12 protein-coding genes are annotated in these 14188 nt (G+C 63.2%); 4 read left to right on the forward strand and 8 right to left on the reverse strand.

Features of this window, described 5'->3' with window-relative positions; all coding sequences use genetic code 11:
* The first annotated feature begins 5 nt into the window (after nucleotides 1–5).
* On the forward strand, nucleotides 6–632 hold the full coding sequence (locus tag LC531_RS03040) for a cyclase family protein (protein WP_223648850.1): 627 nt from the start codon (nucleotides 6–8) through the stop codon (nucleotides 630–632).
* Nucleotides 633–706: 74 nt separating this feature from the next.
* Nucleotides 707–1948, forward strand: a complete 1242-nt coding sequence (locus tag LC531_RS03045; RefSeq protein ID WP_223648851.1) for a DUF2252 family protein — start codon at nucleotides 707–709, stop codon at nucleotides 1946–1948.
* Nucleotides 1949–2004: 56 nt separating this feature from the next.
* On the opposite strand, the gene LC531_RS03050 is transcribed toward LC531_RS03045, so the two are convergent.
* From LC531_RS03050 to LC531_RS03065, 4 genes are read right to left on the reverse strand one after another with little or no spacing between them, the layout of a single operon-like run.
* Entirely contained in the window at nucleotides 2005–2739 is a 735-nt protein-coding gene (locus LC531_RS03050; RefSeq protein ID WP_223648852.1) for a LytR/AlgR family response regulator transcription factor, read from the reverse strand.
* The gene (locus LC531_RS03055; RefSeq protein ID WP_223648853.1) at nucleotides 2736–3851 is read right to left on the reverse strand and encodes a sensor histidine kinase; all 1116 of its coding nucleotides are present in this window, start codon (nucleotides 3849–3851) and stop codon (nucleotides 2736–2738) included. The genes LC531_RS03050 and LC531_RS03055 overlap by 4 nt, the downstream gene beginning before the upstream one ends.
* 36 nt (nucleotides 3852–3887) lie before the next feature.
* Nucleotides 3888–4460 (reverse strand): DUF7010 family protein, encoded by a 573-nt coding sequence (locus LC531_RS03060; RefSeq protein WP_223648854.1) that lies wholly within the window; start codon nucleotides 4458–4460, stop codon nucleotides 3888–3890.
* 49 nt (nucleotides 4461–4509) lie between these two features.
* Nucleotides 4510–5427 (reverse strand): alpha/beta fold hydrolase, encoded by a 918-nt coding sequence (locus LC531_RS03065; RefSeq protein ID WP_223648855.1) that lies wholly within the window; start codon nucleotides 5425–5427, stop codon nucleotides 4510–4512.
* Nucleotides 5428–5612: 185 nt separating this feature from the next.
* Between LC531_RS03065 and LC531_RS03070 the strand changes: the two genes are divergently transcribed.
* Nucleotides 5613–6116: a gluconokinase gene (locus LC531_RS03070; protein ID WP_223648856.1), complete on the forward strand. Its 504-nt coding sequence runs from the start codon at nucleotides 5613–5615 to the stop codon at nucleotides 6114–6116.
* Between the two features lie 23 nt (nucleotides 6117–6139).
* Here LC531_RS03070 and LC531_RS03075 read toward each other — a convergent pair whose 3' ends face one another.
* Nucleotides 6140–6997, reverse strand: a complete 858-nt coding sequence (locus tag LC531_RS03075) for a hypothetical protein (RefSeq protein ID WP_223648857.1) — start codon at nucleotides 6995–6997, stop codon at nucleotides 6140–6142.
* 241 nt (nucleotides 6998–7238) lie between these two features.
* Here LC531_RS03075 and LC531_RS03080 point away from each other — a divergent pair, with 241 nt between their 5' ends.
* Complete coding sequence (locus LC531_RS03080; protein ID WP_223648858.1) at nucleotides 7239–9386, forward strand: hypothetical protein; 2148 nt, start codon at nucleotides 7239–7241, stop codon at nucleotides 9384–9386.
* 754 nt (nucleotides 9387–10140) lie between these two features.
* On the opposite strand, the gene LC531_RS03085 is transcribed toward LC531_RS03080, so the two are convergent.
* The 3 genes from LC531_RS03085 to LC531_RS03095 form a co-directional block, all read right to left on the reverse strand.
* Entirely contained in the window at nucleotides 10141–10413 is a 273-nt protein-coding gene (locus tag LC531_RS03085) for a hypothetical protein (RefSeq protein WP_223648859.1), read from the reverse strand.
* A 631-nt stretch (nucleotides 10414–11044) separates the two neighbouring features.
* Complete coding sequence (locus LC531_RS03090; protein ID WP_223648860.1) at nucleotides 11045–13180, reverse strand: TonB-dependent receptor family protein; 2136 nt, start codon at nucleotides 13178–13180, stop codon at nucleotides 11045–11047.
* Between the two features lie 91 nt (nucleotides 13181–13271).
* Nucleotides 13272–14123 carry a tetratricopeptide repeat protein gene (locus tag LC531_RS03095; protein WP_223648861.1) on the reverse strand — a complete coding sequence of 284 codons (852 nt, stop codon included), beginning with the start codon at nucleotides 14121–14123 and terminating at the stop codon, nucleotides 13272–13274.
* Nucleotides 14124–14188: the final 65 nt, after the last annotated feature.

A 14188-nucleotide genomic window follows, 5' to 3' on the forward strand; every position in this document is an offset into this window, starting at 1 on the left:
GAAACATGCCTACCCCCGCTCCCTGGCTCGATGCCACCACGACTATCCGCGACCAGATGGTGCATTGGCCCGATAACCTCGGCGTGACCGTCAAGCGCACCCTGAGCCAGGACCGCGGCGACGCCGCCAACGTGACCGAGCTGCACCTGAGCGCCCACACCGGCACCCACGTCGATGCGCCGCTGCACTTCACGACCGGCGCCGGCGACACCACGACCCTAGACCTGGGCCGCCTCATAGGCCCGGCCACTGTGGTAGCCATCCAAGACCCGAAAAGCATCAGCCTAGCCGAGGTGCAAAAGCTGGCTATTAAGCCGGGCGCGCGGCTGCTGTTCAAAACCCGCATCTCGGATAGTGAGTGGAGCACCGAGCCGTTCAAGCCTGATTTTGTGGCGCTGGATGGCGATGCGGCCCGCTACTTGCGCGATGCGGGCGTGGTGTGCGTGGGCGTGGATTACCTCTCGGTGGGGAAGGCCGAGGCCCACCACGCGCTGCTCGACGCGGGCATTTGCGTGATTGAAGGCTTGGCCTTGCAGCACATCGCGCCCGGCGACTACGAGTTGCTGTGTCTACCTCTCAAAATAGCGGGCAGCGATGGCGCACCCGCGCGGGTGTTGCTGCGGCCGGCTTAAGTAGGCCCGGCGTAGCGCGTTCAGGCAATGCTCAGTATGGCTGATATAAGTTGCGCTTATTTCCTGCCCTACCCATGCCTGCTGCCGATATTGCCGCCACGCCCGGCGCGCTCGCCGCGTTTTTTCAGCTGCACGATGCTGGGCGGGTGCCCGCGCTGCTGCCTATCCGCTACCACCGGATGCAGGCCGATGCGCTGGCGTTTTTTCGGGGGAGCGCGCCGCTCTACTACGCCCGCTTTGGGGCCGCGCCCGCGCTGGCCGGCGGGCCGGTGGGCTGGCTCTGCGGCGATGCGCACATCGAAAACTTTGGCTCGTATCGGGGCGATAACCGACTGGTTTATTTCGATTTAAACGACTTTGATGAAGCCGTGCTAGGGCCGCTAAGCTGGGATGTGGGCCGCCTGCTGGTAAGCGTGCGGTTGGCCGCCGCGCACTTTGGCCTACCCCCCGCCGCCCAGCAGACCCACGCCGAAACCCTGTTGGCCGCCTACGCCGCCGCGCTGGCCACCGGCAAAGCCTATTTATTGGAACGAGCCACCGCATGGGGCCTGGTGCGCCAGCTGCTCCATAACGTGCAGCAGCGCCGGCCGCGCGAGCTGCTGGCCGGCCGCGCCAGCCGGCACGGCGGCTGGCACTTCCGCGCCCACAAGTCGGCTGCCCTGCGCCCCCTACCCCCCGCTGAGGCGCTGGCCGTGCTGCGCGCCGTAGAGAGCTGGCGGCTGGCCCAGCCCCAGCCGCCCTGCGGGCCGCTGCTCGACGTGGCCGGGCGCATTGCCGGGGTAGGCAGCCTGGGCGTGCCCCGCTACGCGCTGCTGGCCAAAAGCCGCCACGCCGGCAAGCTGCCCCGGCTGCTCGACCTCAAGCTGGCGCTGCCGGCCGCGCCCGCGCCGTTTTGCCCGGTGCCGCAGCCCGCGTGGCCTACCGAGGCGGCCCGCGTGGTGGCGGCGCAGGGCTACTTGCAGGCGGTGTGCCCGGCCCTGCTGCAGCCGCTGGAGCTGGGCGGGCGGCCCTTTGTGCTGCGGGCCCTGCAGCCGGTGGCCGACAAGCTGGACTTTAGCAATTTCACCCAGGACGCGGCGGGCTTTGAAGCTGCGCTACCCGATTTTGGCCACCTGCTGGCCTGGGCGCACCTGCGGGCGGCCGGCCACCGCGGCGCGGCCGGACCCGACGCGCTTCAGGCCTTCGGGCAGGGGGTAGGCGCGTGGCGCGCCGCCGTGCTCGGCTTCGCGGCCCAGGCGCAGGCCGTGGTGGCGGCCGACTACGCGGCGTTCGCGCTGGCGTGCCAAGAAGGTGTTTTGCCCACGGCCGCGCGGTAGCCGGAAGGCACCACGCCAGTGCCGTGCGGTAGCCGGGCGGGGGCAAGCCCCGCACCCTACAGACTCATCAACTCCCGAAACAGCCCCGACTGCGCGCGTGATATTTCCACGTCGGGGCCGTGGCGTAGGCTGATTTTGAGCGTGTTGCTAAACCACGGCTCAATACCCGCAATCCACTGCAGGTTGATGATTTGCTGGCGGTTGGCCCGGAAGAATACCTTGGGGTCGAGGCGCGCCTCCAACTGCTGCAAGCTGCGCGCTATCAGCGGCTGGTGTTGCTCAAAATACACCCGCGTGGCGCTGCCGCTGATTTCAAAAAGCCGGATATCGGCCAGCTTCACAAACCAGCAGCGCTCGCCGTCCTTCACGAATACCTGGTCGTGGGCCGTGAGGGGCGGCGCGGGCGCTTCGGGCGCGGGTGGGGGGGTAGGGGCTGCCGGCGCGGCCGGCCGCAGCTTGGCCAGCGCGGCGGCCAGCCGGGCTTCGCTCACGGGTTTGAGCAGGTAGTCTAACGCATTGACCTCGAAGGCTTGGAGCGCGTACTGGTCGTAGGCCGTGGTGAAGATAACGTGCGGCACGGCCCCTTCCAGCGAAGCCAGCAGGTCGAAGCCCGACTGGCCGGGCATGTGAATATCGAGAAACAGCACCTCGGGCCGCAGCGCCTGAATCTGCTGGCGCGCCTCGTCGGCGTGGCGGGCTTCGCCCACCACCGTCACGTCGGGAAAGGCGCGCAGTAGGTGGCGCAGCTCGGTGCGCGCCAGGCGCGAGTCGTCGATGAGTAAGGCGTTCATTTTTGGTAAGGAGGTGATGACGTTCTTTTAGCCCTCATCACCTCCTTACCAACCGGCAAGCGCAGTTCGGCCAGCACGGTATCGGGCCGCAGTGGGTCGGGGCCGATGCGGAAGCTGGCGGCGGGCCCGAAGAGCAGCCGCAGCCGCTCGCCCACGTTGCGCACGCCCACGCCAGGGTGGCCGGGCGTGGGCTGGTAGGTGCCCGTGTTGCGCACGGCCACCAGCAGGCCGGTGCCCGCCCCGTCGAGCTGGGCGCTCAGGCTGAGGCAGCCGCCGGCCGGGCGCGGGGCCAGCCCGTGCTTGATGGCGTTCTCGACCAGCAGCTGCACCGTCATGGGCGGCAGCAGCACGGGCAGGGCCTCGGGGGCCACGTCGAGGGTGTAGCGCAGGCGCTCTTCGAGCTGCATGGCTTCGAGCTGGAGGTAGTTTTCCACGATTTCCAGCTCGGTGGCCAGCGGCACCTGGGCCAGGGTGTTGCGCTGCATGGAGTAGCGCAGCAGCTCGGCCAGGTGCGTCATCATGGCGCGGGCGCGGGCGGGGTCTTCCATCACCAGGGCCCGGATATTGTTCAGTCCATTGAAGAGAAAATGCGGGTTGAGCTGGGCTTGCAGCGTGCGCAGCTCGGCCTCGCGGGCAATGGCGGCCAGCTTCCAGGTGTCAATTTCGGCCGCCCGGAAATTATCGAAATAATGCAGCCCGAAATACACCGCCGACCACAGCCACAGCGCCATCGAATTGGTGATGAAATACCCTACGTACTGTAGCCACGGGAAGCCCTTAACCAGCTGTTGCGGTAGCCACAGCCAAAGCATTCCCGCGATGAATACGCTCATTATTACCGTAGCTGCCAGGGCGATTACTACGTTGATGGCCAGCAGGCGGGGTAGCAGCCGCCCCGGCGGCAAGCGCGCCCAGCCATGGTGCCGCACGAAGGTGCGCAGCGCGTGGCTGGCCGCCAGCATGGTGCCGGCCACTACCAGCTCTACGGGTATCAATACCCAGGAAGACCGCCCGAAACCCATGCTCAGCACCAGGCCTACCAGCCCCCATAGGCCCCAGCCCAGGGCTTGCAGCAGCCAGTACAGCCGGAAGTTGGAAGTGAGGCGATTCATAGAAAGCGGAGAATAAAAGCCAAGATTACGCCGCCGCTACGCGCCGCCGTAGTAGGCCCGCGCGTGCCGCCGATACGACCCGCACAGCGCCGCTGCCAGCCCCAGCAGCGCGCCCGCCACGAACACCGGTACCCAATAGGGCGCGCTAGCCGCCGTGCGCACTCCCACAAACAGGCAGCCGAACGAAATCAGCCCCGCCGCGAAGGCATAGGGGAGGGCATCGTAAAACCAGGCGTAGGGAAAAAGATGCGCCCCCGTAATGATGCCGTAGGTCATCACAAAGTACGCCGGGTGCTGGCCAAAAATGAAGAATAAAAACGGAAAATAAAACAGCTGGGCAAAATTCAGCCACAGCCCCAGCGGCTGCAAAGGGTTGTGCGGCAAGGTCCAGGTGGTGCGCAGCAGCTTCGAAAAAAGCCAGGCCAGCGGCAGCATGGGCGCGCCCACGAAGAACGTGAGGAACCCCAGCCGGGCGGGGGGGTAGGGCAGCGTCCAGACGTAGGCGATGGCCACCCACACCACCGTCGCTGCCAAGATGAAGTCGAGGCCGTTTTTGGCCTTCACCGACAGCTCTAGCCGGAGCGCGTCAACATGTTGGGCAGGAAGCATGGGCGGGAGATAATGAGGTTAGAGAGGGGGTAGGGAGCTGTGCTAAGCGCTACTTCACCGCCACTGCCCGCTGCCGCAAAAAGGCATCAGTTTGGGCAAAGAACCAGGCCGTATCGTCGTACATCAGGAAGTGGCGGCCGGCCTCCGACAGCTCGATGCGGGCTTGAGGCAGCTGCGCGTACTGCTGGGTAAAGGTGGCGCGCACGCTCTCCTTAGTGGACCCGTACTGCTTGTAGCCCGCCCACGAGCCCAGCACCAGCACCGGCTGCTTGATGCGCGCCACGTCGGCCCGCAGGTCGGTGGTGTACATATCGTACATGGCCTGGGCCACGGTGGCCGGGTCCGAGCCCTGGCTCCAGCGCGTCAACTGGGTAATGCGGGCCGAGTCGGTGACCATGCCCGCGCTCATTTGGCGCCTGGCGGTCAGCGTCAGGTGGCCCTGGCTCACTTGCTGGCGCAGCTGCTCGGCCTGGGGGCGCGCCAGCTCGGCGGTGGCGGCGGGGTTTTGAACGGCCGAAATAAAGGGCAGCGAATCCACTATTTCGAGCGGGCCCACGGCCGTAGGGTCGGTGGCGGCCATCCACAGGGCCAGGAAGCCGCCCAGGCTGTGGCCGATGATAACCGGCCGGCGCAGCTTCTGCGCTTTGATGTAGGCCAGCAGCTGGTCGCGGGTGTCTTGCAGCAAGTGCGCGGGCACCGGCTGCTGCGGCCCTACCCCCCCAAAGCCGGCCAATGACACCACGTGGCACTGGTACTGGCCGCGGTAGCGCGCCACCGTCTCGTCCCACACCGCCCCTGGGCAGGTGAGGCCCGGAATAAGAATAACCGGCCGGCCGTGGCCCGTCACGGTCACGTTAAACGCGGGGTGGGGGGTAGGGGCAGTCTGGGCAAGGGCCGGGCGGGCGGCGGGCAGCGCCAGCACGAGCGCCACAACGAAAATCAAGCGAAAAAACAGGCGAGTGAACATGACAACCAGGGGTTTGAGGTGAAAGAATACCCAAACCTACCGGCTTGCTTTTGGCCCCCCAACTGCCTGCCCCGCGAGCGGTAGCCGGCCCGGCTGAGCGGTAAAAACACCGTGTTGAGCCGCGCCAGCGGCGTATCCGCGAAATCCGTTAAATCAGTTTGAATCCGCGGTCGTTATTTGCGGGCATGAACAAACCAATCATTGTCCTGATGGGCGTTTCGGGCAGCGGCAAAACGACCGTGGGCGAATTGCTCTCTAAGCAAACCGGCCTGCCATTCTTCGACGGCGACGACTTTCATCCGCAGGCCAACATCGACAAAATGGCCCACGGTACGCCCCTCACTGATGCCGACCGCGCCGGCTGGCTCGCTGACCTGGCCCAACATATCGGCCAGTGGGAGCAGGATAAAGGGGCCATCCTGGCCTGCTCGTCGCTCAAGGAAAGCTACCGCACTACCCTGCAAGCCGGCGCGCAGCAGCCCTTGGACTGGGTTTTCCTGACCGGCGACCGGGCTTTGCTGCTGCAACGCATGGAGTCGCGCCAGGACAGCTACATGAAGGCCAATATGCTTGACTCGCAGCTCGCCACCCTCGAAATGCCCGCCTACGGCCTGCACCTCAACGTGGCCGACTCGCCCCAGCAATTAGTCGATAAAATAAAGGCCTGGCTACCGCAGAATAAGAGTTAGCTGTTTGGTAAGCAAAATTTTGCTTACCAAAAGGTACGGCTCACAGCCAGCGTGCCGTAGAAAAAAGCGCTCGTGTTGCCGCCATTCGGAATGTGCAGCGGCACCAGGTAGCTGGGCGTGGCCGCCACCACATAGCGCCCGGCCGCGAAGCTGACCGGCAATGAAAGCGTGTAGCCCAGCGAGCTGAAGCCCGGCGTGGCCGGCTCGGTAAACGTGGTAGTGGTGCCTTTGCGCCTGGTTTTGACCACCGTGGTCTTGCCCAGAGAGGCGGCGTAGAAGTGCTGGCTGCCCGCCCCAAACTCCACGGTAGGCTCGATGCTCAGCGTGTCGTGGGCCAGCACGGGCAGTTGAAAGTGGTGGCTGGCGTTGAGCGTCAGCACAAAGTCGGTCTTGTTGCCCAAAAATAAATCGGCGCTGACGCTGGCCGTAACCAGCCCAAAAAACTGCGTGAGGCTGGCGCTGAGGTCGTTGCGCAGCGAAGCCTGCACCAGCGCACTCTCGCCGTAGGCAAACAGGTGCGTGTACTGCACGGTCCAGTACGTATCCGAATTGCTCACCGACTGCCAGCCCGCCATCAATTCACCGAAGTTGTAAAACGGCTCGTGCAGGTAGGTGTAGGCGTAGGAGTGGTTGAGGTAGCCCGACGCGACGAAGCCGCTCGGGGCCTGGTAGGTGAGCGTGGTACCGAGGTAGCCGCGGTCGTCGGCGGCCTGCGGGGCGCGCTGCAGGTAGGTGGTGCGGTTGGCGGTGCTTAGGCCCACCGTGAGGCGGGGCGGGGCCGTGCGCGCCGAGTCGGGGGGTGGGAGGGGAGTAGCGAGGCTGGCCCGCCCTGCCAGCAGCAGGAGGGCCGCCAGCTGCCCAAGGCATAGAGCGCGGCGCATGAAGAGGCGGAGGAGGGGGTGGAAAATTCACTCAAAGGCAAGCAGCCAGCCATGAGTGGACTATGAAGCCCGGTCGGCTCACGCAAACCTCAACAAAAAGGATGGATGTTTGCGGCTGGCTTGGGGGTAGGTAGCCAACTCAAAGCCGGCTTTGCCAGCGATAGCCTGGCGTTGTTGATAAAAAATACCCGTTTTTTGCACTGGTTTTCCCCGTTCTGGGGCTAGCCGGACTTTTGTGCCCATGAAAATATTATTTTGGCGGAGCGCGCTGGCGGGCCTCGTGCTGTGGCTAGGCAGCTGGGCCCCGGCCTGCGCGCAGGCCCCTACCCCCCCGCTGCTGCGCAGCCTCTCGCTTACTTTCGACACGGTGCGCTATAGCCTGGGCGAGCAGATGCTGACCGTGGCCGGCGAGCCGCGGCTCTATTTCTATTACCACGACGACAACCAGGTGGCTGAGCTGCGCCTCGTGCCCAGCCGGCCAGGGGCCCGGCCGCCGCGCCTGCTGCCCTCCTCCGATTTTGTGCTGCAAGACTCGCTCATCGCGGGGCCGGGCGGTGAGTACCGGGGCATGATTCACTTTCGCAACCTCACGGGCGCGCCCTTCGTGCGGCTGGCGTTTGCGCCGGCCGCCGACTCGGCTGGCCGGCCGGCGCGGGCCACGCAGCTGGTGAGCTTGCTACCCCTGACCCGTACTACCCTCGATGCGCGCCTGACCAACCCTGAGCTGTTTATTGGCGAAGAACGGGTGCTGGAAGTGAGCACGAATAACCTCGCTAACGTGCGCGTGCCCAACGAGTGGACCAAAGACCAGGCGATTGACTACAAGCTGACGCGCGAAAAAAACGGCCTTTTCCTGCACCTCGTGCCCAATAATCTGGGGCCGCACACCGTGGTGGTGCGCGCCCAGGCCGAGCGGCCCTACCTCGACGGGGCCGGTCGCCTCAGCTACCAGCTGCCGCCGCTGCGCCTCGATTTTGTGGTGCGCGCCAGCCGCCTGCGCTTCCTCAACCCCGACCGCAAGGACATTACCTACGACGACGCGGGCCGCACCACGGGCACCGAATTGATTCTGGATGACGGCCACAACTTCGACCTGCGCCGCACCTACCGCGTGGAGGGCCAACAGGAGCCCGGCGGCGCGCTCGTGGCCGAGCTGTTTACCCGCAGCTATTTGTCGAATGACCGGGTTTTGTGCCAGCTGCGGGTGTACAATACTCACCGCCAGAGCGACGGCTACCTCTACATCAAGGACGGTGATTTGGCCAAGTACATTACCAATTTCGACATTACGCCCCGGCCGCGCATTGCCACGCTCAGCGTGCTGCATCGCGGCGGCGACTGGACGACCAGCACCACCATGAACCCCGGCGAAACCGTGGACGTGCGCCTCGAAGGCGAGTCCTTGCTCAAGGGCCGCTACCACTTCGACGGGGCCAATATCATTCCCTCGGACTCGTCTACGCGCTCCGAGAAAACGGTGATTTACCGCGTGCAGGTGCCCCTGAGCAGCGTGCGCCGGCGCGTAGTGGTGTTTGATGGCAACGCGCCCACCGATTTCGCCCTGAGCGTGAAGGAGGCCCAGCGGCCCCACCCGCTCAACTTCGTGCTGGTGAACTACGGCAACGGCCCGCGCCCTATTACCCAGCTCAACGGCCCGGTGCTCTACGACAAGACTATTCCCGACGTGGTGTTCAGCTTCAATACCAACGCCATTGATGAGAGCCGCGACCTCTATGGCCGCCAATACCTGACGATGGACGTGCGCACCGTGGACGATAAGGGCAATCTCATTGACCAGCGCACCGTGGACCAGCTCGTTATTTGCCCAGGGGAGGCGTCGCCGCGCTACGCTTACTACCAGGGTAGTGATTGCCAGGCGGGTAATTTCAGCCTCAACAGCCTGCTGGGCCGCAAAACCTACGACCTCGATGCCTGGTACCGCATCATCATCACCGTGCGCGACGATGCCAAGCAGTACAGCACCAAGGGCTACTCGCAGCAGGTAGAATTGGTGCTGCGCCGCCACGTCAACTTCGATGTGAACGTGAGCTTCCCGGCGGGCCTGCTCACGAAGGTGCAGGGCACCGATGGCTACGGCAGCTTCAGCGGCATCAGTCTGGCCACGCTGGCGCAGCTCAGCTTTTACGCCCCCGACAAAATCAACCGGCAGCGCCCCTACCGCATCGGGGCGGGCTTCGTGGCCCTCAACGCCTTCAACCTGTCGCAGAGCGCCACCGGCCGCGACCTGGGCATCGTGGTGCTGGGCTCCGTGACGCCGGTGCGCACGGGCGCGCGGCTCACGTTTCCGCTCTACCTGGGCGGCGGCTACCTGCTGTCGGCGGGCAAGCCGTTCTTCCTGCTCGGGCCGGGCATCGGGGTCACGTTGTAGGGGCGGAGGGGTAGGGAGTTGCGTTATGAGATAAGTCAGCAGCGCGCATTCTTCGGGCCTGGATGCGGCTACGGGGACTTGCTTCGCTATCAAGCTCGGGCCGTGCGCGCCAATGCCGCCGAAGCCATGATAAACCAGCGGATGCAGCGTTTCGATGGATACTTTCGTTTGAGATGGACCTACCGAATCAAGCTTAATAGCAAAATCCGTTAAATAAGCTAATGGCTTGCCGTTAGCGAAGTAGGTTGGTGATTTCCAGCTCATTCCGAAGTCGTGCAAATAGATGTTGCCGGCTGTTGCGCGCGTGAAATACTCCTTTCCAAACAAAGCGCTGTCAGCCGTTTCCGCAGTGAAAGTAGCTTGCATGGCTGTCGCGTCGGGGCCAGCTTCCGGGATGTCATAAGTGAAGAGCCGGCTCAGCACCGGGTCGTCATCCTGCCGCGAATCTTCTGCTCGGAATAATGCCGGAATCGAGTCGTGCAGCTGCTGGGCCGGCCAGGTAAAAATGTGGCTGTCCTCGCAAGTAGGTGTTTTCCTGGTTTCAATGGCCGCTGTGCAGCTGCTGAGTAAGCTTATCACCAGAGCAACAAGGAAAAACTCGCTTCGGGAGGATAAGCTGGCCATTTGCTTTGAGTAGCTTAGTAGGACTACGCTTACAAAAATAGCGGCTGGCCCGGTCCATCGGGGTAAGAGTTACATTGAACTCCTACCCCGATGGACCGAGCCAGCCGCTGTCAACAAGGCCCAAAATCCGCTACTGCGGCGAATTGGTGGAGCTGGTGCGCCCCTTGGTTTTGGCCGGGGCGGTGGGGGCCACCAGGATTTTGCCTTTGGGCGCTTGCACGCTATTGTGGCCTTCGCCGCCCGAGCGGGTGATGATATTTTTGCCCTTAGGCTTATTGGACGACGGCTCGCCGCCCACTTTGTAGTTGGGCTTTACGCCCAGGGCCGAGCCGCCGCCACTTTGCGCGGCGGCCGTGTGCAGGGTAAGGGCCAGGGCCGCTACGAGTAATAGGGAAATTTTCATGGAAAAGGAAGGGTAAGTGGGATAGGGTAGGCGGTGCCCCCGTCTCGGGGGCGTGCCGGCAGGCTTACGGCAAAGCCGGAGCCGGTGTTTGTACGGCCCAGCTTAGAGCAGTTACCAGGTCGGTGTACGGGGCGGGCTGCCGGCTTTTCGCCAGCTGTCCGCTCTTTGCGAGAACGAGCGGCGAGAACGACGAGCGGACAGCCAGCAAAAAACCGGCAGCCCGCCCCAGCTAATCTGTACCTGGATTTAGGAACCACTCTAGGTCTGCAAATGGCCACGACGGCCGCCGTTCCCACCGATGCGTTCGCCCAATATTAATCAGCAGTTTCTTACCCAAGTAGCGTGCCGGCCGCCAAGAGTAGGATATATTTTAGCCAAAGTAGGATATCCTTTGAAAAGAGCACACAGTTGGATACCCCAAGTAGAATATATTCGAGAAAAAGTAAAACATATTCAAACTTAAGTAGGATAGCTGCGGGTCAGAGTAGGATATCTCCGGGTAAGCGGCCCTTGTTGGCGTTCGTAGTGCTAATTGCCCGCGTGCGCCCCGACGAAAAGCCCCGTCCATCGGGTAATAAAAGGGTCTACTAATACGAGTCGTTCAACGCCGGGCAGGGGGCAGCCCCGCGCCCTACCAGCGCCAGCTCACCAGCGTGCCGGCGTAATAATTACGGCCCGGCGCGGGCTGAAAATACTTGCCGGCGAAGGCGTTCAGGTCGTTACCGAGGCTATAGCGGCGGTTGGTGGCGTTTTCTACCCCCCCGTACACGTCCAGGCTCAGCCGGCCGGCCAGGGTGCGCCGCCAGCCAGCCCGGCTGCCGAATATCCAGTAGCCCGCCGCGTAGTCAGTGTTGGCATCGTTGAGCGGCAAAGTCGATTGGTGGCCCACCGTGGGGCTGAGGTAAAAGCCTCGCGCCTCGCTGAAGTCCAGGCCCGCGCTGAGCGTGTGCGGCGCGGTGCCGGTGAGCTGGTTGCCGCCGTACTGCTGCCCGGTGGCCGACTCATAGCTGCCAAAGCGAAAGCGATTGTAGGCGTAGCTGGCCCAGGCGCGCAGGCCCGCCGCCGGGCTGGGCGCATCGGAGGGGGTAGGAGGCTGCCACAGCCAGCCGCTGGCCGCCACTTCGGCACCGCGCTGGTGGGTGTCGCCGGCATTGGCGAAGAGCTGGATGCCCTGCGCGTTGGAGCGCGAGACGATGGTATTGCGCAGCTCCAAATCAAACAGCGCCACGTCTAAGTTCAGCCGGCCGCTCAGCAGCGTGCCCCGGCTACCCACCTCGTAGCTGGTGCCGCGCTCGGCCTGCAAATCCTGGCTGATGGTGCCGTCGGAGGGCCGCAGCTCGGCCTCGGTGGGCGGCGAGTAGCCACTGCTCACGCTGGTGTAGGCCGAGATGTTACGCGTCAATTCTTTAAGTAAAGCCAGGCGCGGTAACACCTGAGGCTGAAAATCGCGCGCCACGCCGTAGCCCGTGGGGTTGGCGGCGGCCGACGAGATGCGGTCAATCTGGTAGCGCAGGCGGTTGTAGCTAGCCCCGGCCGTGAGCAGGAAGCCGGCCGGTAACTCATAGTCGGCCTGAGCAAATACGAAGCCCGTGCGGGTCCGAATCTCGTCGTCGTAGCGCAGCGTGGTGGGCGCGCCACCCACGTTGAGGTAGCTGCGCGAATCGGTAAACGACACCTGAAACTCGCCGCCGCCCTGCACCCGTAGCGTGTGCCCCGCCAGCAGGCCGCGGTAGTGCAGCGCCGCGCGCCCGCCGCCGCCCAGAATGGCATCGCGCTCCCAATCAACCAGATAAGGCGTTTGTACGCTGGTGCTGCGGCCGTAGAGCGTGGCCACTGTGCGCCACTTATCCGAAATCTGGTACTCGTGCGTAACGCCCAGCAGCCCGGTCTGCGAGGCGTAACTGGCGCGTTGGGCTACCGTGCCGGGGCCGCTCGGCGCGCCCGGCCGCGCCTGGCGTGGGTCCTGCTCAAACTGCGTCCGTGTGAGGCCGCCTGGCAATTGGTAATACAAATCGGTGTAGAGCGCGTGCACGGCCAGCGTCTGCCGGTCGGTGGGCGAAGTCTGGCCGTCGAGCGCGAATACGTCGCGGCGCAGCGCGCTCTGCTCGCGGTAGCCGTGCAGCTGCTGGTGCGCATACTGCGCCCGGAAGTAGTCGCCGTTCGCCTTGCTCGTTTCCACCGAGGCCGTGAAGCGGCGCAGCCCGAACGAGCCCACCGAGTAGCCCACCTGCGCCCGGCCCTGGCCCGCCGCGTTGGCCGAAATAGGAGGGGTAGGGCGGCGGTTTTCGAGGCGTACCACGCCGCCCGTGCCGGCCCCGTACACGCTGCCCGCCGGCCCCTTCAGCACCTCAATGCGCCCGATTTGCGCCGGGTCCAGAATATTGAGCGGGCTCGTGCCATTGGCCTCCGTAAACGGAATGTCGAAGTAGTACATTTTCACATTGCGCACCCCAAATGGCGAACGCAATGTGCTGCCCCGCACGCTGATGCGGTAGCTGCCCGTAGCCCGCTCCTCCAGCCGCACGCCCGGCAGCGTATTTACCGCCGAGGCCAGCGAGTTCTCATTAAACCGCTGAATAATCGTCTGGTCGAGCACGCCCACCGCCGCGGCCGTGCGGCGCAGCGGCAGCCGCTCGCCGTAGCCCACCACGGTAGCTGTGGGCAAGGCGCGGGCATGGAGCGTGTCAGCAGGACTCGGGGCCTGCTGCGCCGCCAAGCGCAGGGCCGACAGCGTGAGCAGGAGTAGCAAAAAGTAGCGTGACAGCATGTAAGCGTAATGAGTTTGCTACGCCAAACGGTTAAGGTGGGGTAGGTGTTTGGGCCTAGTCTAGCAAATGCGCCTAGGTTCGACCCGCCAGTTACTTGGGAAAAGTCGCCTGCATACTGATTAGATTAGTGGTGAACTTATCGCCCTTCGTCGCCCATTTTTTAATTTCCTTAGCCCAATAGTCAAAATTGCTTCTATCTTTTGTGCGGTAGTAATGCCCTGTTATGTTAAAGGCAATCTCGCTTTTTATTGCCTTGTCAGTGCATAGTGAAATGCTTTTTTTATAAGTGGTTACGGCATCTTCAAGCTGCCCCAGTTGCAGTTGCGCATAAGAGAGTTCTTTGTAAGTGTAGCAGTTATCAGGTGTGGTTTCGAGGCCATTTAATGCTACCGCAATAGCCTTGTCATACTGTTGCAAAACGTTGTAGGTGTACGCCAGCTCGGGCGCAAGGCCCCTGAATTTAGGGTCAAGTTGCTGTGCACGTTGTAGATAAGTAAGCGCTTTAGCCGATTCATTCCAGGAATTATATAGAAAGCCCCAGCGGAACAGGTGCTTGACGGACACCGTGTCCGTCTTATAAAAATGTAGCCAGTCTGGTGTCGCGTTGATTTTTAATGAAGCAAACGCGACCGGAGGAAGCAAGGCTACGCGCACCTGATTGGGCAGAAGACGGACCTTCATGTTGATGCTGTCAAGTCCTTGGGGTATGCGTACATAGCTGCCGTCTTTAGCAATAGTGAATTTCCCCCCGACCTGATGCGTAAGACCTGCCTGCTCGTCGATATAGATAAAGCCGTAGTGGTAAGTGCCGTCCTTGTCGGGGCGAAAAACTACCCATTTGTCTTCGCATTCAACAAACCGTTTATCAAACTTCAACATGGTTTGGGCGTGTGAGCCCATCACAATCAATAAGAAGAAGAGTATCAGGTACTTCGTTAGCATGATAGTGGGGGAAGGGGGAGTCAGATTGGCAGGTAGCAAACATAAGATACCGGCACCCCGCTGCT

It is taken from the genome of Hymenobacter psoromatis, from assembly GCF_020012125.1.
GTDB classification, from domain to species: Bacteria; Bacteroidota; Bacteroidia; order Cytophagales; family Hymenobacteraceae; genus Hymenobacter; species Hymenobacter psoromatis.